This is a genomic window from Chitinophaga sp. LS1, assembly GCF_034274695.1.
In the GTDB taxonomy this organism is placed as follows: Bacteria; Bacteroidota; Bacteroidia; order Chitinophagales; family Chitinophagaceae; genus Chitinophaga.
Genome location: NZ_CP128362.1, coordinates 4,493,331 through 4,516,125, shown reverse-complemented (window position 1 = coordinate 4,516,125; position 22,795 = coordinate 4,493,331). Strand labels below are relative to the sequence as shown.

The window sequence follows — 22,795 nt, the reverse complement described above, 5'->3', positions numbered from 1 at the left end:
ATCGATATGTATCAGCACTTTTCTCAATTATCCAATATCAACGAGGTGCTACTGCAGCGTACCCTGTTATCAGACCAGAAAATTATTTTTGTTTCAGGGACTAGACAGGAGGAGGTAGTTACGCATCGACAGTTTGTGCAGGAAGCACAGCTTTTACTAGGATATTTTACTGCAAACGGCATTCGTAAAGGAGACGAGCTGATTATCCAGCTGGAGGATAATAAAAAATATCTTATAGCACTTATCGCCTGCATCCTGGGCGGTATTATTGCCGTTCCACTGGCTACCGGTTCCCAGCACGAACACAAGCAAAAGATCAGGAATGCCTGGCAGATCATGCACAAACCATTCCTGTTTACCAATAATGCTACAGCTACCAGGCTGGCCCAATATTTTACTGATCATCATGAAGCAGATAAAATATGGTGGCAGCAAATTCAGCCATCCCTGCTTTTCTGGCCGGATGAATTTGAAGAAACAACAAACACCATAAATACAAATGCGGCACCGGATGAAACAGCCTACCTGCAGTTTTCCTCCGGCTCTACGGGTAATCCGAAAGGGGTAATGATGTCTCATTCCAACGTGTTACATAATACAGATGCAATACTGACCCTTTCAGGCGGTACGCCGGCTGACCATACAATTATTTGCTGGCTTCCACTTACGCACGACATGGGGCTGATAGGCTGTTTTTTCACGGCCCTACTGGGAGGCCTCAATCTTGTAGTAATCCCTACCACATTGTTTATCCGGAATCCCATGATCTGGATGGAAAAAACCCACCAGCACAGGGCAACAATCAGCTATTCCCCGAATTTCGGTTTTAAATACTTCCTCCAGGAATATAAGGCAAGAGAACACAATCCTGATTGGGATCTCAGTTGTATGAAAGTGATCTATAATGGAGCAGAACAAATATCCAAACCTATTGTAGATGATTTCGCCGCATCACTGAAAGATCAACACCTCGGTACCGTAATACGACCTTCGTATGGTCTGGCAGAAGCCACCCTGATCGTTAGTTCTCACAGACTGCAGGCTCCCATCATTTCTGTATTTGCAAACAGGTTAAGTATAAAAGAAGGCTGTGCCGTTGAATTTGTAACGGAAACAACTGAAAACTCACTGGAAATCGTAGCCTGCGGTAAAGCCGTTAACTATGCAAGCTTCAGGATCTGTGATGAAAAACACCAGGTATTAAGTGATGGATGGGTTGGACAGATTGAGTTGAAAGGACAGGCTATAACAGCAGGTTATTATAAATGCCCCGACGATCAACTGTTTTCGCCTGATGGATGGATAATGACAGGTGATTCCGGATTTATTCATGATGGAGACCTGTACGTTGTAGGAAGACAAAAAGAAGTTATTATTATTAACGGCCTTAACTATTATCCTTATGATATGGAACGGGTACTGGATAGCGAAAACAACCAGGCTTTTCCCATTACCAAAACAGCTGCCGTTGGCGTGCCGGATGAAACAAACAGTGAAGCCCTCGTTATTTTTGTACAATCCAGGCTACCGGAAGAACAATTCCTTCCCATTGCAGCAGAAGCCAGGAATATTATCCTGCAACATTTCGGATTAATTGTAAAAGATGTAGTGCAGATAGGCCGTATCCCGAAAACTACCAGTGGTAAACTGCAACGCACTAAACTGGCAGATGAATATATTGCGCAGAAAAAAATACAGCATCATCCACCCGTTCATAAAAAATATCTGCCACTGCTGAAGGAACTGATATCCGCATTATGCAATATGCCGGATATACAGTATGATCAGCCATTGACAGATCTCGGATTTGATTCGTTGAAAAGCACCGAACTGATAAACAGGCTAAACAACATCACCGGGCTTTCACTCAGACCTACCATCGTATTTGAATATACTACCATTTATAAACTGGCGGAATACCTCGAAAACACTACACAAAACAATATCGTATCCTCACCGGTAAAGCCGGCAACCTTTGAACCGGTTGCTATTATCGGTATGAACGGAATCTTCCCCGGAAATGCTGATAATCCTGAAAAATTATGGGAGATGCTGATGAATGGCATTGACCCCGTAGCAGAAATACCGGCAGCAAGATGGAATGTGGAGCAGTTTAAACCCGGGGAACAAAAAGGCCAGGGCAACGTGCTGACCAACCTGGGAAGTTATACCTCCCATCCGGAACTATTTGATGCCGGCTTCTTTGGTATATCTCCAAAGGAGGCAGTATCTATGGATCCCCAGCAACGGATGCTACTTGAAACGACTTTCCTTGCCCTGGAAAATGCAGGATATACCCTTCCCGAAATCCGCAATACAGATACCGGCGTTTTCGTGGGACTGAGTCATAGTGAATATGTACGTGCACATATGTATGCAGACAATCCGGAAAAGATTGATCCCTACTCACTCACAGGTACAATGACCAGCACTGCGGCAGGCCGGTTGTCTTATTTCTTTGACCTCAGCGGTCCCGCAATCGTGATCAATACCGCCTGTTCCTCCTCTCTCGTAGCCGTACATTATGCCTGTCAGAGCCTGCAATCCGGAGATTGTTCAATGGCCCTTGCCGGCGGTGTAAACCTCATCCTCACACCGGAAACCACCATTGCACTTTCAGAAATACAGGCATTGGCTGCTGACGGAAGGTGTAAAACATTTGATGCAGATGCTGACGGATACGGACGTGGAGAAGGTTGTGCCATGATTGTACTCAAACGGCTGGATAAAGCACTTGAAGATGGTGATACAATATCAGGGATCATCAGAAGCTCTGCTGTGAACCAGGATGGGAAAAGTAACGGCCTTACTGCTCCTAACGTTGTTGCACAGCGTCAGTTACTCAGCAAAGCCATCCAGACGGCAGGAATCGATACCGAAGAAGTCAGTTATATCGAAACACATGGCACCGGTACCCCACTTGGCGATCCATTGGAAGTACAGGCCATCCTGGAGACCTATCAACCCGGACAGCGAAAATATCCCCTGCTTATTGGCAGCCTGAAATCCAACATCGGCCATCTGGAGTCGGCAGCTGGTATTGCCGCAATGGTAAAAGTCCTGTTATCATTCAAACACGGAATACTGCCACCCGATTTACATTTCAACAAACCTAACCCGCTTATCCCCTGGGAAACAGGTAATATAAAAGTTGTCAATGAACCCACAGACTGGCCCGCCGGCAAAAAAAAGATGGCAGGAATCAGTTCCTTTGGTTTCAGCGGCACAAATGCCCATCTGATAATTGAATCCCCTGAGCTGATTACCTCCGTACCACCTGTCAGAAGCAGTTACATATGCACCTTATCTGCACACACACCGGATACATTGCAGGAGATGGTTGACATATTACTTTCTGCCCTGGAGCAGGAACAGGATAGTATTGGTGAATGCTGTTATAATTTAAACAGGAGAAACCACCTGCTGGCATACCACTGGTATTGTGTTGCAGATAACAAAACACAACTGTTGAGTGCATTAAAAACATTTGAGGCCAGTCAGGTACACAAAACAAAACAGCTACAACCACTGCTGGCTTTCCAGTTTACCGGGCAGGGTTCTCAATATTCCGGCATGGGAAAAGAACTATATGAAGCTTATCCCGTATTCAGAAATGTTTTAGACGAATGCGACCGGATCTTTCGTTTATACAATAACGGAATATCCATTACAGAGATCATTTTAAAGGATGACCCGGAAAAACGAATAGATCAGACGCGGTTTACCCAACCAGCTCTTTTCTGCCTGTCCTACGCATTGTCTGCTCTTTATAAAAGCTTTGGTATTACGCCATCCATCGTACTTGGCCACAGCATTGGTGAAATTGCCGCCTCCTGCATGGCCGGACTATTTTCCCTGGAAAGTGGCATTCAACTCGTGAGTGAAAGAGCACGCCTGATGCAGGAATTACCGGCAGGTGGCGGTATGCTTTCATTACAGATCCCTGAAGCAAAAGCCAGGGAACTGATAGCTGCACAAAACTTTCAGTTACATATTGCCGGCGTGAATACCGCGGAGCAAACCGTCGTTTCAGGAACAACAGATCAACTGGAAAAACTGAGGGTATACATGAAGCAACAGGATATTCTTTGCTTTCCGTTGAATGTATCCCATGCCTTCCACTCACCTCTCATGCAGCCAGCTGCAATATCTTTACTTGAAACAACAAAACACATCCCTTTTTATACAACCACCATTCCTGTTATTTCAAATATAACAGGGCAACTACTTACTACAGAACAACAAGCCGATCCTGCCTACTGGTCTGAACATATGCTGCAACCTGTAAGATATATGGATTCCCTTCAAACATTACAGGAAACCGGGTGTACGATCTGCCTGGAAATTGGCCCCCACCCCATATTAACCAATATGGTGAAAGGGTTACCACTGCAAACAACGGATGCTGTTCCTTCACTCAAAAAAGGGAAGTCTGCCGTAAAACAATTCCTTGAAAGCCTTGCACTACTTCAACAATCCGGCATACAGGTCAACTGGAAAACCGGGGAACCCGGATTTCAGTTACGTCAGCAGGCGGTAATAACTTATCCTTTTCTGAAACAAGCATACTGGTTGCCGCTGACGTCAGGAAGATCCCAGGCATCCCCCCTGCCGGTTAAACATATTGCTGAAAACCGGAACATACAGGAAGTTGTTTATTCACCTGTAACAGCTTTACTACCGGAAGAGCAGACAACCATCACTTCGATGCTGATATTGTATGATGAACTGAAGGCAACTGCTCTCAACTGGCGACGCCAGCTCACCATACAGGGTATTACCGCGCTTACGGCCCACATTTCAGCTATTCCTCTCATACCTGCAGATACCACAGTCTGTTATCTGTCCAACCCTTTTGATGAAGAGTTACCTCTCATCAGTGAGCAGGAAGTATTGAATATGCTGCCCCTGATAGAAAAGATCAATCATACAAACAACACACGATTGATCATTGTTACCAATAATGTACACCAGGAAAATACACTTGTCAATCTCAGCGGCAGCATGTTATGGGGTTTCTTTCTTTCCCTGAAAACTGAGCTGGATTACCTGCCGGTGAGCATCATTGATGTAAATGAACTGAATTACGAACCCGCTTTTACAGCTATTTCCAAACATCTTAATCAACTGGGATTACAACTGGTTATCAGGGATGGTAAATGGTTCGTACCAACTATGCAGTCAGTGTCTGGAAATAAACCACAAAAAGAACTGATCATTCAGTCAGGCAAAGCATACCTTGTGACCGGTGGAATGGGCAGTATTGGTAAACAGGTAGTAACATGGCTGATACAGAAAGGTGCTACACATATTGTAATTACCGGCAGAAGTACCTTATCGGATATACAACATCAACAGTTGCAACTATGGCAAAGTAAAGGATGTATCATTACTTATCTTTGTTGTGATATCAGTGACCAGGAACAATTTGCCCGATTATTGGCAACAACCTCCATTCCTCCCATTACAGGCGTGATGCATACGGCAGGTACCTTAAGCGATAAATTACTGATCTCACATACACCCGAAAGCTTTACACCGGTATTTCCAGGAAAAGTTCAGGGTGCCTGGAATATACACCGGTTAAGTAAAGACTGGCAACTGGATTTCTTTATACTCTTTTCTTCCACCGTGTCCTTACTGGGTAATACAGGACAAAGCAATTATGCTGCTGCTAATTCCTTCCTGAATGCATTGGCCTGTTACCGCAGGGAAAGACAACTCCCCTGCACAAGTATCTGCTGGGGCCCATGGCAGCATTCTGCTATGACTGCCGGACTCACTGCACAATTTGAACAACTGGGTATCCGTTCTTTTGAAGGTTCCGAAGCCCTGCAATCAATGGAAAGTATAATCAATACAGCTCCTGTATATGCCATTATTGATGTACAACCGGCTACAGCCATACAATCTTTTCCCGGATGGCTGCACCCCTACATTCCTGCTCATTGGGTGAGCATTAAAAAGGAACCATCCACAACATATACAATACCCACGGACAAAGCCGGCATGCGTAAACTGCTGGAGAAAACTGCCAGGGAGATACTTGGATTAAGAGCGGATGAATACCTGAATACAGACAGACCATATTTTGAAACAGGTTTTGATTCCCTGATGCTGAATAAATTTAAAAACAGTATTACCGCCACTACAGGTATTCAAATCCCGATATCACACTTTTTTCAATATCCGTCACTATCATTACTTGCAGATCATCTGTTCAAAGATTTAACTATTACGCCGGTGTCCCTGATTGAAGAAATCAGCCGGATTTCAGATGAAGAAATAGCCCACCTGTTAAACGCATATACCGTATAATGAAAAAATACTACATCGGTTTATCCAGCACTTTTCATGATTCTTCTATTGCCATTCTGAATGACCAGGGAACAGTGCTTTTTGCAGAAGCAACAGAAAGAAAGTTACAATATAAACGGGGATTAAGTTGTCCTGCAGATAACTTTGATATAGGCCGCATACTGAGGAAATATTGTGATAAAGATGCTTCATTTGTTATTGCAACTTCCTGGAGTGAGGATTACCTGCAATTGCTGAACAGGATGGAAAGGATGAACTTTTTTTCTGAGAAATCACTCACCAATCCCAAACTGCAGCTACCTTCAAAATATATCTTTCCCAAGGCGTCTATTTATACTATCCTGAAACTGCAACATCAATATCTGAAAAATGCCGGAACAGGTAGCCTGCTGGCTATTCAGCAACAATTTTCCGGCAGTGCTGTGAGTTTCAGAAGTTATCCGCATCATCATACACATGCAGCATATGCCTGTTACAGTAGTCCTTATGAAGATGCTGCCTGTGCAATTATAGACGGTTATGGAGAAGGTGGTTCTATCTCTCTTTTTCATTATCAGAACGACCAGTTGAAAGAAGTGAGCCTGCATAAAGGTCCTCAAAGCCTCGGATGGATTTACGAGATGATCACCACCCTGTGTGGTTTTGACTGGTTTACCGGTGAGGAATGGAAAGTGATGGGGCTTGCACCTTACGGCAATATTATTCCGGAGGCGCATAGTTTATTGAAAGAACTATGCTGGTATGACAATAAACGGTTACATTACCCGGATGATGAAAAAATCATCGCCATTACCGGCAAACTACAGGCATTTAAACGTTTACCGGAAAGTAGTCCCTGGTCAGCGGCAGACCTGGCTTTTACAGGACAAACATTTTTTGCAGAGCTGACAACGTTGCTGCTGAAAGACCTTGAATCCATGAAGCTTTCGTCCAACCTTGTAATTGGAGGAGGATGCGGATTAAACTCTTCCTTTAATGGAACGGTCACTTCACAAACCGGGTTTGCCCGGTTGTTTGTACCTTCTGCACCGGCAGATGATGGCAATTCCATTGGAGCGGCCATGCTTGCCTTAAAAGAAGATAACCCCGCCATTCGCTTAGGCAGCAAACCTTTCTTCTCTCCTTACCTGGGTTCCGTTATACAGGAAGATGCCATTAAAAGAATGTTACAGCTGGGAAATATCAGTAAGATCAGGCACCTCCCACTGAGTATTCACAAAGAAACAGCCGTTAAACTGGCAGAAGGCAAACTGGTGGCATGGGTACAGGGACGCGCAGAGTTCGGACCCCGATCCCTGGGAAACCGTAGTATACTCGCCGATCCAAGACCGGCAGACATGAAAAACCGCATTAATTCGAATGTGAAATTCAGGGAAGAATTCAGACCATTTGCGCCTTCCATTCTTCATGAATATGGACATGATTATTTTGAGAACTATGAGGAAACACCTTATATGGAACGTACCCTGATATTCAAAGAAGCCGTGAAAGAAAAAATACCGGCGGTAGTGCATGCAAATCATACCGGTCGCCTGCAGACAGTAAAAAAGGAGTGGAACAGTGCTTATTATAAATTGATTAAATCATTTTACGATATTACCGGTGTACCTATCGTATTAAATACAAGTCTCAATATCATGGGCAAACCCATCCTGCATTCCCTGGAAGATGCCATCGGCATGTTTTATACTACAGGACTGGATGTATTGGTGGTAAATGATTATATGATTGAAAAATAATCAAACTTATCTTTTTTTACCAGCCCCAATACAGGGCTGGTAAAAAAGGATAGTTTTAAAAGAATATGTTATTAAAGACTTCCCGGTATACCGCAAGATTTTGTTGCAGATTATCCTGATCCAGCATAGCGGCATGTGAACCATAACCATTGTAAACTATTACCCTGCCTGCAGTTATTTCCTGCCAGGCCTGCTGCCGTTCTGTATTATGCCTGTTTTCAACAGAACTGATATAATAAATGTCTGCATTAATATAACCACTATCACAAAGCTGGTGGATAAACCTGGCTGAATTTTCAATATGCCTGCGCATCATTTCTTTTGTTGCCACACTGCTGTTTAGTACCATGGCTCTTGGATCTGCCAGATATTCATCAGCAATCTGACGGATCGTTTGTTCATCTATAGGTGAAGCTTGTATAAATCTCCTGGAGTCAAGAAATACCAGGGCTTTTACAATTCTTCCGGCAGCTTCCAAAGCGGTGGTTACATGATAACTCAAACTGCCTCCTGCTGAAAAACCACAGAATACCAGCTCTCCTTCCGGTTGTAATAACTGCACAATAGCAGCCATCTCCGCAATCGTATCGCCTTCAATAAAGTTAATGCCAATCACCCGGAAATCATCCAGGCAGGTGGCCAGTCCTTTGAAGCCAATCGCATATCCTACTGCCGGCGGGAAAAAGAAAACCGTTTTATCCGGGTTACCTTCCTTCAATATTACATAACCGGATTCTACTTTACTTTCAGTTCCGGAAATATATCGCCTGATCGTATCTGCAAAATCTTTCAGTACAGGGTCATGATACAGCTGAATAACCGGTAATAGAATGTCGTATTTTTTTTGAACAGCACTGATGATCCGGAATGCCTTAAGGCTGTGTCCCCCGGTTTCAAAGAAATTATCTGCTGTTGAAACCTGTATGCCCAGTTCACTTTCCCATAATTCAACCAGGTAAGATTCCAGGTCATCCTGGGGGGGGATATTCACGGAGTCGTACATAATGTTTACAGGAGAAGGTAACTTTTCCCGGTCTACTTTTCCATTGCCGGTTAGTGGAATCTTCTCAACAGGCATATAATATGGAGGGATAAAATGTGCTGGTAAAGTTGCTGCCAGGAACAGCCGGAGTTCACTGGCCGGTACCTCCTGATCCTTAAATACAATATAGGCTACCAATGCCGGCATTCCCATTACGTTTACCGCAATAACACAAGCCTCCCTGATAGCGGCATGTTCCTGTAAGCGGCAAACAATTTCACCAGGTTCTATGCGATAACCACGAATCTTCACCTGGTTGTCTATCCTCCCCAAAAATTCGATATTCCCATCCGGCATCCATCTGCCCATGTCTCCGCTTTTATATATTTTTCCTATGCCGGTTATAGGATCAGGTATAAATTTCTGACTGGTCAGTGCTTCTTTTTTATAATATCCTGCAGATACACCATCCCCTGCCACCAGTATTTCACCCGGCACTCCTGCTGCACAAAGCTGCATCTGTTTGTTAACGATATATACGGTTACTCCTGGTAGTGGTTTACCGATACAGGATTCTCCGCCGGCATGCAGGATTTCCTGATCGGTTACCTGGTGCCATGTAACATGCACTGTTGTTTCGGTAATACCATAGAGGTTGTAAAGTGCTACCTTATCATGTCCTTTGATGGATAACCAGCTGCGTAATTTAACGAAGTCCAGTATGTCTCCTCCAAAAATAACCAAACGAAGTGCTGTATTTTCCAGTGTCGCTGTTGTGCTGATCATGATTTCCGTCAGCTGATAAAAGGAAGCCGGTGTCTGGTTAAGTACAGTTACACCTTTGTTTATGATGAGATCAAGGAATGTGGTACCATCTCTTACCTGTTCCCTGCCCGGAATATATAATGAGCCCCCATTTACCAGTGCACCAAATATTTCCCATACAGAAAAATCAAATGCCGGGGAATGCGCCATTATCCATTTATCTGCTGCTGAGAAAGCGAAACACGCTTTCTGCTGCAGAAACAGATGGCTCAGATTGCGGTGCATTACCTGGCAGCCCTTAGGCTTTCCGGTAGAGCCGGAAGTATAGATGATATAAGCAATATCGTCTCCGTATATATCAGGAAATACGGCATCATCATTATTATGCTCAGGCAAATCTTCCATCAGTATGAGCGGGAAAAGTTGTTCCGTCAGATCCTCAATAAACCCCGCACTACTGATAATGGCCTTCACTTCGCTATCAGATGCGATATACATTTTACGTTCCGGTGGATATTCCACATCTACCGGCACATAAGCAGCCCCTGCCTGTAATACTGCGAGAATAGCAATCACAAGATCTGCAGAAGGTGGCAGGCAAATCAGTACCCGGTCTCCTTTCCGGATCTGATGGGTTTTTATCAGCCATCCGGATAGGCGGGCTGCTTTTTGCATCATTTCAGAATAGGAGAATATTTCTTTTGCATCTTCAAGTGCTGTGTTACGAGCATGAATCCGTGATATATTAGCAATGGCAGTCAACAGGTTGATAGCCGGATTAAACGCACCGGCAGATTGTCCTGCTTTTATCAATGCTGCGCGTTCTCCAGCAGATAGTATATCCAGTTTTGCAACCGGCAGGTTATCAGGAGCAATGATGGCCTCCATTAGATGCAACAGGTTAGCCGCTGTTTTTTCTATCAGTGTATCTGTATAGCGATGGCGGTTATACATAAAGCTGATCATGAAGTTTTCTCCAGGATAGATCACAACGGCCAGCGGGTATCCTACCTGCCCGAATCCTTCTTTTGAAGTGATTGTTATTTCAGATTCGTCTACAGTACCAAGCGGATAATTCTCAAATACCATCACATGATCCAGTAAATCTTTTTTAAGTGCACTACACGACTGAATTTCTGCCAGTGAAAGATGCTGGTGCGCCTGTATGGAAGACAGGTAATTCCTTATGCGGGAGAACAATTCGCCGATACTGGTGTATTCATTCCAATGGATGCGGATAGGCAGTGTATTAATAAAAAGACCTAACAGGTCTTCCATCCCTTCCATATCTGCCGGCCTGCCGGAAACAGTTACCCCAAACACGACATCGGCCGTATTGTTATATTTCCCTAATAATATCCCCCAGGCCACCTGCATGAATGTACTGGGCGTAATTTTATGCTGACGACAGAATAACGCTATTTTACCGGTAAGTACTTCCGGTACTGTTAACGTATATTCAGCCCGGTCATATACCGTGCTGGTAACACTTCCGTTGGTGGCGGGCAGTGCTGCTACCGTTGTATAATCTTCCAGGTACTCTTTCCAGAATGAAAGTGATGCGGTATTATTAACAACTCCTTTCCACTCCAGGAAGCGGGTAAAGGAGGTATACTTTTTCCACACAGGTGTAACACCTTTACACAATGCTTCATAACATTCCATCATCTGCTGCACAATAATCTGGAAGCACCAGCCATCCATGATGATATGATGATAGGACCATAACAACTGTGATTTCCCCTCCTGCAGAAATAGGGTAGCCCTGAGCAAAGGACCTGCTGCAAGGTCAAATCCTTCATTGATCCAGGCTGTTTTTGTGTGGCTAACCTGTTCTTCACTGAACTGCCGTAAGTCCACGATGTTCAGCACAGGTGCATGATCATCAGCAATTGTGCAGTAAAGTCTGAAATTTTCATCTTCTGCAAAACGGAGCCGCAGGATATCAAAATGTAATACTGCTTCCTGAACGGCCCTTTGCAGATGATGCGGTTGAATGTTTCCTGTTATTTCAAAATGCCTGATTATATTATTGGCAGCAGAGCCGGGGAATGCTTTATAATGGAAATACATGGCTTCCTGCATCGGCAATAATGCATACCGCCTCTTCTCAGGCTTCAGAAAAGCAGCAAGCGCCTGCACACTGGTATATTCAAAGATATCAGACAACTGGCATTTCAGTCCCTTTTTATTTAACCTGGCTATTATCTGAATAGCTTTAATAGAATCTCCACCTGATTCAAAAAAATCACTTGATGCTACAATAGTAAGCCCCAGTATTTCAGACCAGGTGGTTGCTATCAGCGTTTCTGTTTCATTCATTACAGCATTGCTACCAGCTACTTTATTGATTACCAGGTAAGGATCCGGGAATGCTGTATAATCCACCTTACCATTCGCAGTAACCGGTAATGTATTTATCCTCACAAAGAAAACAGGGAGCATATAATCCGGTAGTGTTTCAGATAGCTTTTTACGCCATAACTGGCTATCAATTTCTGTCGGGGATAAATAGTAACAAACAAGTTCTTCTCCAAATGACCGGGAAGGGATCAGCTTCAAAAAGATGTCCGTAATACCCTGCTGCTGTAATGCCCTTTTTATCTCTTCCAGCTCAACCCTATGCCCGTGTATCTTAACCTGTCCATCTTTTCTTCCATCCAGGAAAACAGTTCCATTTCCCATCAGGTAACCGTTATCCCCCGTATGGTATACACGTATCGTTTTTCCATTCAGTACTATGTTCCTGAATTTCTCCTGGTTCAGATCGTCCCTGTTATAATATCCTTTGGCCACCCCTGCTCCTGCAATAAGTATTTCACCTTTTTCACCGGGTACACAAAAGCGACCCTCATCATTCACAATATATACTTCATTTCCACTTACAGGCTTTCCTACAACAGGTTTATTGCCGAAAGACACCAGGGTTTCCGGTGTAATGAGATGAAAGAGCGTACCAATTGTTGTTTCAGTAGGACCATAGTGATTCACAAAAGAGATGTCCTTTTTGATCCGGGAAAAGCGGGTAAGACTGGCTGTATCAATTTTCTCTCCTCCTGAAAATACCAGTCGCAAAGCGGAACCTGCCAGTTCTTTTATATTCTCCGCCTGTAATAACAGATAAAATACGGATGGTGTAAGTTTTAGAAAAGTAATTTCCTGCTCCCGGATATAAGAGACCATCCATTCTGCCTGTTGCCGGTGTGCTGCAGGAACGATATGAATGGCAGCACCTGCCGTTAAACAACCCCATAAACTTGTATAGCCAAGATCATATGCATAGGATGCCTGCAGGATACTCTGATCTGTTTGGGTGATATGAAATGTCTGTTGCAGCCAGTTGGTATAATTCAGCAAATTTGCGCCTGTAATCATTACTCCCTTTGGTCTTCCTGTAGTACCGGAAGTATAGATCATATAAGCTGTTTCTGTGCCGTCAAAATCACAAACAGTTAATGGTAACCCATGATCCTGGCAAAGCCCGGACAGGGCTGTTACTGATAAGTGAGACGTTTCCTGTATATCTGAAATAATACATTTCACAGCTACATCCGCCAGTATATGCTGTATCCTGGCAGGAGGATTACTACTGTCCAGGGGAACATAAGCAGCACCTGCTTTCATTACTGCCAGCAGCGCAACCGGCAGCCACTGATTTTCGTTCATCATTACGCCTACAAAATCACCTGCTTTTACATCGTACCTGTGTACCAGAGAAGCTGCTGCCAGGTCAGAATAACGGTTCAATTCATCATAAGTAAGATCGCCCGACAAAGAGCGCACAGCCATATTTCCCGGCACCCGGGCAGCAACAGCACGGAAGGCATCCACTACATGAAGGAAAGGAGCAGATGCTACTTCCCTTCCGGCAGCTACCTGTTCAGCAAAGGTCTGACGAAACAATGCCGTGCGTCCTGCCAGGCCTGCATGTTCATTTAATACGGATACGTACAGGCTCAACATCAACCGGATATCTTCCTCCCTGAAATAATCAGGATTATACCAGTATGAAATTTCCACAGACTTTTCCTGTTCTGTGATCTGGCATTTCAATTTTTCTCCCTGTATCCATTGAAATACTGTTTCTATAATATTTTCGGTGTGAATGTACCCAAACTGATAATCATATATTTTATCAGAGGTAGTGTATAACTGAAACGTTTTAATATTCTGGAGGTTATGATCCACATATTGAAAAAGATCAGGCTGGTCTTTTTTAATGGTAAAGGGCAATACCTTACTCAATAAGCCTACCGTGGAACTTAATTCATCAAATTCTCTTCCATAACATTCCAGGCCAACAGAAAATAATTCACTATCCGTCAGTAACTGCAATACTTCCAGGTAGGCACCCAAAAAGATGGTTTCAGGTGTGATGCCTATATGATTTGCTTTATCATATAACTGCTTGCATAACCGGAGGGGCAGGGACGTTGTACAGACTTCCGGCTGGCCAGCCTGCTTTCCGGAAGGAGTTTCATTACGCAATATCAGTTCACCATGAAGGTGTTGACGATTCCAGAAAGTAAGTGCTTCTGTGGCATCATCACTATCCAGTAACTGGTATTGCCATTCTGCATATTGCAGGTAACCGATCCCCTCTTCTTCCTGATGATCTTCTTCCAGCATATGCAGCAGCTGTTCCTGTAAAACCATCAGGCTGACTACATCTGCGGCCAGTGGATTCGCTTCCAGCAGGATCATGGTACCACCGGAAATCTCCTGCATGGATATGTACAGCAGAAACGATTGACCGTTATCTTCAGGCGACTGCCGTTGTGTAAATAGTACTTTCGTTTCACCACTCATGGATTGTAACCATTCTCCCTCATCACTTTCCTTTAGTATCAATCGAAAAATATCATACCTGTTCAACAGCGAAATAAATGTATCCTGAATATGTTGCGCTGTATAATGACCGGCAACTGAAAAAGACAATTTGCTATAGTTAAAACCTGATGGGGACGATAACAACAGGGATTGCTGCTGGGGGGACAACCTGTAGGTAAGTGCAGTAGTCATAAAATATTAAAGAGGTTTATATTGGATCAGATCAGGATAAAAACGTTCGGCTTTTCGCAAATACGCATCAAACTCTATTTGCATACTCATTGGGTTTGCAATCCATTGCCTGGTAAGCCTGGCTACATCCGGAGCAATAGGTAGCGGTGTTCCTGATTGCATGGCCATCAGGTTAGTGGTATAAGCCTGCTCTGCAGAAATCATCAGAATAGCAGCAGACTCAAGTTCTGTTCCCATTGTCAGCGTTCCATGATTCCGGAGTAAAAGCGTATGGTTATCCCCGGTTGCATGGAGCAATTGCTGCGCCTCGTTATCTGATAATACCGGACCATTATATTCATCATATAAAGCATGATCCTCAAAGAACATACAGGATGTCTGGTTGATGGGCGCTATAGGTAAGCCGAGTGATGTATATACGATGCCGTGGGGAGAATGGGTATGAACAATACAATGAATGTCAGGCCGGCCTTTATGCAGTGCTGCATGTATACAAAATCCGGCAACATTAACAGGATAATCGCCTGCTACAACATTGCCTTTGCCATCTACGGTAATGAGGTTATCCGGGGTTACCTCTTCAAAAAACAATCCGAATGGGTTTACCCAGAAAAGATCTTCCTGTCCAGGAACTTTTAAGGAGATATGACCACTGATTCCTTCATCCAGTCCCTCCATAGCCAGTATCCTGTAAAGGCCTGCCAGCCGGTAACGCAGCCACTCTTCGGTTTGAGGTCTTGCTTTCCGTCCAAAAAAAGCAGATGTATTTCTGCGGGCATTGGTTATAGCGCCGGCAGGTGTAACCTCCGGTTTCAGAGAAATAGGGTCAGACATCGCTACCAGTACCTTCCGGTTACCCGTAAAAGGTCTTCTTCCATGTGCGAAACGCATATTATCCAGTAACAACACATCATTGTTCTGCCAGGGAAATATAATCGAAGCTTTAGTATAGGCAGTGGCAATAGCATCCAGGTCTTCTTTGCTTAACACACTTCCATCTCCCAGGAAACTGTTCCTGGGTACGTTTGCTGCTCCTAATAATTCTATCAGTGATGTCCTGGTGACCTCATCCAGGCTCATGATATTAAAAAGATGCGCCTGGTTAAACCAGACTTTCTCTCCCGATAAAGGATGTACTGCTACTCCCTGAACAGTATAGGATGTTTGTAATACATCGTTTTCTTTCCAGCTGAAAGTCATCCCTTTCTTTTTACAAAGCATCTCCACTTCTTCCCTGCTATCCGTACCAAACACCTTCTGCCAGGGCAGATCTATATCCTTGTGGAATGTTCTCACGTAACTTACTCCCAGTTGTTCAAATTTATCTCTCAGGGCAACCGGCATCAGCCGGTATACCAGTGCAGCATCTGCAATAGGCGTTTCCCCGCCGGAAACAGCCGCTTCCCTGCTGTAAAACCATATTTTACCCGGCCACGTATCAGTATATGAATGTTCATTATGCAGCGGAATATGCCTTTCTTTTGGATATTCGGTAGAAGTGTATACTTTATCATTCACCTTTGTTCTTGGCGTTGATGGTTCTGTATAATCCAGCAACTTCCCTGCAAATGACTGGCATACCTGTTGGAAATCATCTTCATTGCCAACTTTAAAGCCCCTGAAAAGAACAGCACCGTAAGTGGTATATAATTTATCAACCTGTGGTTTATTGGCAATTAACCAGTCTTTTAAAGTGGTATTATTATCATTACAGGATAACACGGCATACTTTGTATGTTCAGTACCTCCCTGCATAATTTCCTGCTCTACGGTTTTGCCGGCTATAACAGGTTTTGGAACCGCACGTTTCAAGGATTGTAAAACATCTTCTTTTTTCATCTGTTCAGTTTTATTTATGATACACCTTTCAAATGTTTCAATAGTTCATGAGAACGGGATTTCAGGTTGACAGCAGATTCATCCCAACCGGTTAAAAAAAGCGATTCCACCTTCACGTCGTCCAATTCACAAACACGTTTCAGCATCATTTGCCATTGATTCGCATAAGTATGGATCACCGTTTGGGTATACATGCTTGTTCTATATTCAACATTGAGTGATAAACCTTCTCCGAGTGGTTGCACGGTAAAACTGAGATCAAACTTGCTTCCTTCCATTTTCACTTCTATCTCTTCAACTGCAATATCACCGGCATGTATATCCAGCGAAGAAAAATCGTTATATACAAACCGGGTGTTGATATAATTCCCTAACTGTATCGCTCTGTCTTTTCTGAATAAGGCAGACAACTCATCAAATGGAATGGCGGCATGTGCCATATCAGCAGCCATACCTGCTGCAAAATGCTGTAAGGCTTCCCGGAGTGTAACCTGTTTATCAATATTTACAACCACAGGCATCATATTCACAAAAAATCCTACAACAGGCTCCATGGCACTGCTCGTCCTCCCGGATACAGAGGTGCCAATTATAAAATGATCATTGCCCGAAAGCCTGGATTGCAATAATGCAAAAGCAAACATCATTAGTTGAAATGTAGTGCATTTCCTTTCCAGGGCTGTTTGTATAACCAGACGTGAAAGATCGTCAGGCAGAATAAAATTCGAAGTGGCTCCCAATAAATTGTCTTCAGTTTTTACATGTGGAAAAGCGGCCTGCCGGATCTGTGGTCCAATTCTCGACAACCAGTATGCGGATGAGTCTTGCTGATTCCTTCCAGACATCCATTGTGCAAAATCTACATAACGTAAAGAAAGTGGAGGCAACGAATAATGATCTCCTTTTAGTTTTGCATTGTAAAGCAGGATCAATTCTGATAACAGGATAGAGATAGACCATCCATCCGTAATAATATGGTGCAGGTTGAATACGATATAAAAATCCTGCGGACTATTTTGCATGATCATGACACGGAATAACGGCCCCTGATTCAATATGAACGGCTGGTTACAGAAATCACCTGCCAGGGATTTAAATTCCTCTACGCTTTCAACACCATCTACATAATGCAGATAAGCAGCTGAAAGCAGTGTTCCTGATAATTTTACTACAGGACCATCATCATGCAGCACTATGCTTGCTCTCAGCTGATCATGACGCTGCACAAGGTAATCCAGGCATTCTTCAAGTAATGGTTTGTTTAAAGCAATCATTACCCTGAAAGCGGTGGTCATATTGTAAGAGATATCCTTCGGTTCATTGGTCTGAAGCAACCAGAGCCTTCTCTGCAAAGGTGAAACCGCATAAAAATCGCGCTCCCCAGCCATTGGAATATCCTGATCAGCCGCTCTTTCAAGGGAGGTGATCAATGATGCAAGGTCGATCAACCGCGGGTTATTAAATACATCGTACAGATTGAGCTTTACTTTGAGCCGCTCCCGTATCCTGTTAATCAGTTTAATCGCTAACAGACTATGACCGCCTGAAAAGAAAAAGTCATCTTCAGGATGTACTACTTCAAGCCCCAGTGTTTCTTTAAATAACAGGGATAGCTGTTGCAATACAATGGTATCGGCAGTTGTATCCCTTGTAACGATCAATGGCACCGGCGTTTCAACTGCAGGCAGTTTAACTGCGATGAAAGTATTCAGCTTTTTAATATCTCCCTCCAGCAGTTCACAGAAAGTATCATACAATAATTGCGGGAAAGCCGCATCCACTTTTCCGGTAGCATATATCACAGAAATAAAAAAAGTTTCGTGTTGCGCGGTAACTTCAATACTGAGATCAAATTTAGCATCCGTCTCAAGCTGCTTGTCCGGAAAATCCCGTTCATCGTCATCCTGTGGTAATACCACGTAATTGAAAAGAATATTAAACAGGGGTTGTGTATTACCGGAGCCGGCTAACTTCTTATCCATCAGAATATGTGAAAGCGGATACCATGCATGTTGCATCAATGCTGTTAACCGCCTGCCTGTTTCCCGCATATATTCCCGGAAGGGAACCGCCGGCAGCAAATCTGCCCGGATGGGAAGCGTGTTTACCATAAACCCGGTAACCTCTTCCATACCGGCAATGCTCCTGTTGGAAACAGGAATACCACACGTAAAGCTGGCTTGTTTTGTTAAACGGGCTAATACCAACTGGAACACAGATAATATTACGGCGAAGTCTGTTACACCCAGATCTGCCGACAATGACCGGATCTTACCGGCGACACCGGCAGGAAATACATCCTGTAATGTATTTCCTTCAAACAATGAATCACCGGTAATAGCCGGAGCCGGCAACTGTAATGAAGCCGGCAATGCTTCCAACCATGTGGCCCACCACGCTTTGTCGTTTGCATATTGCTCTCCCGGAAGATATGTTTGTTCATACCATTTTACCACATCATGAAACTGTAGGGAAGGCTGTGGAAGTTCTTCCTGATGATATAACTGTATTAATTCCCGGAGGAATACAGTGTTGGAATACTCATCTGTGATAAGATGATGTATATCCATTAACAGGAAGAAAACACTATTTTGCTGCAACAGATAAAACCTGCACAATGGCGCCTGATCAATAGCTATTTTTTGCCTTTGCTGCCGGAATACGGCCAATGGATCTTCGCTATCCGGCTCCAGGTAAGTCAATCCTCCCACTATCATGAATGCATCAAATACTATATCTGCAGGAAGTATTTGCTGTTGCACATTACCATCAATTTGTACAAACCTGGTACAAAGAACAGTATGTCTTTTCATCAGCCCTTTTATAGCCTGCAGCAAAAGTTGTTCATCCGGCTTTTCTTCCAGGCGGATCAGGCCCGGAACATGGTAAGTAGTACCAATATCAGGCAAACTCTCCAACACGTAAATATTTTCCTGTGCAGGAAGCAGTGCCATTGCATCCGGCGCAGGAGAAGCTGTAACAATAGTTGCGGAGGCTGGTTGCTGTTCTTTTATGAAAGCCGACAGGTCTTTCAGCGTGTTATGTGTTAATATATCCGGTAAGGAAACCTGTACATCAAAATTTCTTCTGATAGCAGACAACATCCTGATAGCGGTGAGGCTATGCCCGCCATTGGCAAAGAAATCCTGTGCGGGGTCTACCTGCTTCCCGATCAGTTTTTGCCATATCTGCCTTAATTCAAGTTGTACTGCATCTTCCTGCAAACCAGCAGTGACAGGCACTTCATCTTTCAGTAATAAAAGTACCTCCTTACGGTTAATCTTTCCACTGCCCAGTCGCGGTATATGTTCCACACACTTAAAACCAGAGGGGATCATATATGCAGGAAGCCATTTGGCCAGTTGTTCCCGGATGCTAAGCAGCGGTATTTCATCTCCTGTATAAAGAGCATATAACATGGAAATTCCAGCCGCCTTTTTATGCAACAGGACAACGGCTTCCCGCACTCCTTTCAACAATAATATTTTTGCTTCAATATCACCGGGTTCTATCCGCTGGCCATTGAATTTGATCTGCTGATCTATTCTGCCCAGGTATATGAGATTGCCGGTATCACTCCACATCACAAGATCCCCGGTACGGTACATCCGCTCGCCTTTTACAAAAGGATCTGCCATAAACTTTTCCCTGGTCAGTGATTCTTTACCAATATAACCACGTGCCACGCCGACACCAGCAACCCATAGTTCGCCTGCTATCCACGGTGGCAGTAACCGGTACTGTTCGTCAAAGATATAAGCCCTGTCATTTAGCAAAGGCTTTCCGATTGGAATATATTTATAAGTTTCCGCTAAAGGAGAACAAACAAACCCGGTACAGTCCACCGTCGCTTCCGTTGGTCCATACAGATTAATCAGCAGGGTATTATGCTGCCGGTATAAGTAGTCATTAAACTGTAGTACTGCTCCAAAGGATAATGCCTCTCCACTGGAAAAAACATATTGCAGAGAAGCGCAATCGCTGGTATTACCTTCCTGTAACAGCATGTCCATAAACAGAGTCAACATAGAAGGTACAAAATGAATCACTGTAATCTGCCGCTCTTTGATCGTGCGTATCATCTCGTCTGGTGCACTTTCCTTCCCTGCTGCTAAAAAGAAAGTATTGCATCCGGAAAACAACCAGTGAAATAGCTCCCATACTGAAACGTCAAAACTGCTGGTGGTTTTTTGCAGGATGCAATCTGTTTGTGACAGTGGATACTCTTTTTGCATCCAGTATATCCTGTTCACCACAGCCCCATGCTCCACCACCACTCCCTTAGGGTTACCGGTAGATCCGGAAGTATAAATAATATATGCCGCATCTGCCGGTTCCAGGGCAACCACATCAATGCCGGATACATGCGGCTGTTGAATAGCAGATTCAATATCTATGTAAAGGTTATCTGCGCCAGTACTAAAAGAAAGTTTACCATACCCAAGCACCACCTTTGCCCCCGCATCCTGCATCATGTAGGAGATACGTTCTTCTGGTAACCGCATATCAATCGGCAGGTAAGTGGCTCCACGTTTTAAAACCCCCATGATAGCCACCATCAGCCATACAGACCGTTCGCAGCAAATAGCTACTACATCCCCTTTTTCAATGCCGGCGCCGGCCAGTGCAGACTGTACCACATTACTGTACCGTTCTATTTCCTTTACTGTAAACCGGTGATTTTCATCTTCAAGAACAGCCGGCGACTGACGATTTAGCTGCGCGTAATAAATCGATAAAAGCGTTTCTTCTACCGGATAATCGCCTTTTGTATCATTGAAACTATTGATCAGTCTATTCGTATGGACATCCCCCCATATGCTGATGTCTGAGAGCCGTAAACCATGACTAACAGCTGCTGCTACCTGGGTAGCCAGCAGTTCAATGTGTTTGAGCACCTGCACCATAAGTGCATCCGGATACCTGTCCGGGTTGTAGGATAGTCGCCATAAAATACCCTCTCCTACAGATATATGAACAGATAAGGGATAATTGGTACGATCAAATACAGTTGTTTCAAATACCTTATCATCGCGCTGGTTTTTCACTTCATCAAACGGGTAATCTTCCACTGCCAGTATATGATCAAACAGTGCCCCTTCTATTCCTGCCGCATGTTGAATTTCCACTACGGAACAATACTGATAGGGAAAGCTGCTGATCAGTCTCCCCGAAATATCCTTAAAATACTGATCCAGTAATAAGGTATCTTCTACCTGGAATGCGAATGGCATTGTATTGATACACATACCCACCACACGTTCGGCATCAGGGATGTCAATTTCACGTCCGGACACCGTTACACCCGAAACAACTTTTTGCCTGCGGCTGTATCGAGACAATAAAATTCCCCATATACCATATAAGATGGAATTAACGCTTACCCGGAGGTTTACTGCTGCCTGTTTTAATGCATTTGATACCTCCTTCGTTAAAACCGTTTGCAGGGAAACCTGCTGCATGCTAACGGAGGGCTGCATAAAAACGGGTGTTAAAGAAGCCACCGTAAAATCCGGTTCAATATCCAGGTGCTTTAACCAGTAAGCCGTTATCTCTTCCTGTTTCTGTGTGGCCAGCCAACCCGTAATACCCGTAAAAGAAACCGGCTTACCAGGTTGAAACTGCAGCCCGTTCTTTTCTGCGCGGTAATGACTGATCAATTCATGCATGATAATCGCATAACTCCAGCCATCAAGAATTATGTGGTGAAATGAAACCACCAGCTTTGAAACATCGCCCAGTTGTAATATCGCTACCCGGAACAATGGTCCTGACTGCAGCTCAAAAGAACGTAACCTGTCCTGTTCAAGAAATGTATCCAGGTATGCCTGCTGTTTAGCCGGTTCATCCTTTTCCAGCGGGTGAACACTTAACTCCGGTGTCATACTTTCCAGTATCACCTGCACTGGCCGAACGCCCTTATCAGCAATAAACTTTGTACGTAATGCATCATGCCGTTGAAATATGAAGGCAAGACTTTTTTCAAAACAGACTTCATCTATCTTACCAGGCAGGGTAAAACAATATTGCTCAAAATAAGCCTGATCATCCGTCTTTGCCAAGGAATGAAATAACAACCCTTCCTGCAGGGGTGTTAGTATTTGTATACTTTGAATATTATGCTGCATCG

The 22,795-nt window shown here is 43.9% G+C and carries 5 protein-coding genes; 2 read left to right on the top strand and 3 right to left on the bottom strand.

The window, feature by feature from the left end; translation table 11 throughout:
- Positions 1-6: 6 nt before the first annotated feature.
- On the top strand, positions 7-6,318 hold the full coding sequence (locus QQL36_RS18655; RefSeq protein ID WP_321566368.1) for an SDR family NAD(P)-dependent oxidoreductase: 6,312 nt from the start codon (positions 7-9) through the stop codon (positions 6,316-6,318).
- Positions 6,318-8,057, top strand: a complete 1,740-nt coding sequence (locus QQL36_RS18650; protein WP_321566367.1) for a carbamoyltransferase — start codon at positions 6,318-6,320, stop codon at positions 8,055-8,057. Before QQL36_RS18655 ends, QQL36_RS18650 begins: the two co-directional genes overlap by 1 nt.
- A 55-nt stretch (positions 8,058-8,112) precedes the next feature.
- Here QQL36_RS18650 and QQL36_RS18645 read toward each other — a convergent pair whose 3' ends face one another.
- From QQL36_RS18645 to QQL36_RS18635, 3 genes are read right to left on the bottom strand one after another with little or no spacing between them, the layout of a single operon-like run.
- A complete protein-coding gene (locus QQL36_RS18645; protein ID WP_321566366.1) occupies positions 8,113-14,826 on the bottom strand; it encodes a non-ribosomal peptide synthetase in 6,714 nt (2,237 codons plus the stop codon).
- Between the two features lie 6 nt (positions 14,827-14,832).
- The gene (locus QQL36_RS18640; RefSeq protein ID WP_321566365.1) at positions 14,833-16,665 is read right to left on the bottom strand and encodes a class II aldolase/adducin family protein; all 1,833 of its coding nucleotides are present in this window, start codon (positions 16,663-16,665) and stop codon (positions 14,833-14,835) included.
- Between the two features lie 14 nt (positions 16,666-16,679).
- Positions 16,680-22,793: a non-ribosomal peptide synthetase gene (locus tag QQL36_RS18635; protein WP_321566364.1), complete on the bottom strand. Its 6,114-nt coding sequence runs from the start codon at positions 22,791-22,793 to the stop codon at positions 16,680-16,682.
- Positions 22,794-22,795: the final 2 nt, after the last annotated feature.

Coding starts and splice junctions, on each gene's coding strand:
- QQL36_RS18645 (WP_321566366.1), bottom strand. CDS start 14,826: ATGACTACTGCACTTACCTACAGGTTGTCCCCCCAGCAGCAATCCCTG.
- QQL36_RS18640 (WP_321566365.1), bottom strand. CDS start 16,665: ATGAAAAAAGAAGATGTTTTACAATCCTTGAAACGTGCGGTTCCAAAA.
- QQL36_RS18655 (WP_321566368.1), top strand. CDS start 7: ATGTATCAGCACTTTTCTCAATTATCCAATATCAACGAGGTGCTACTG.
- QQL36_RS18650 (WP_321566367.1), top strand. CDS start 6,318: ATGAAAAAATACTACATCGGTTTATCCAGCACTTTTCATGATTCTTCT.
- QQL36_RS18635 (WP_321566364.1), bottom strand. CDS start 22,793: ATGCAGCATAATATTCAAAGTATACAAATACTAACACCCCTGCAGGAA.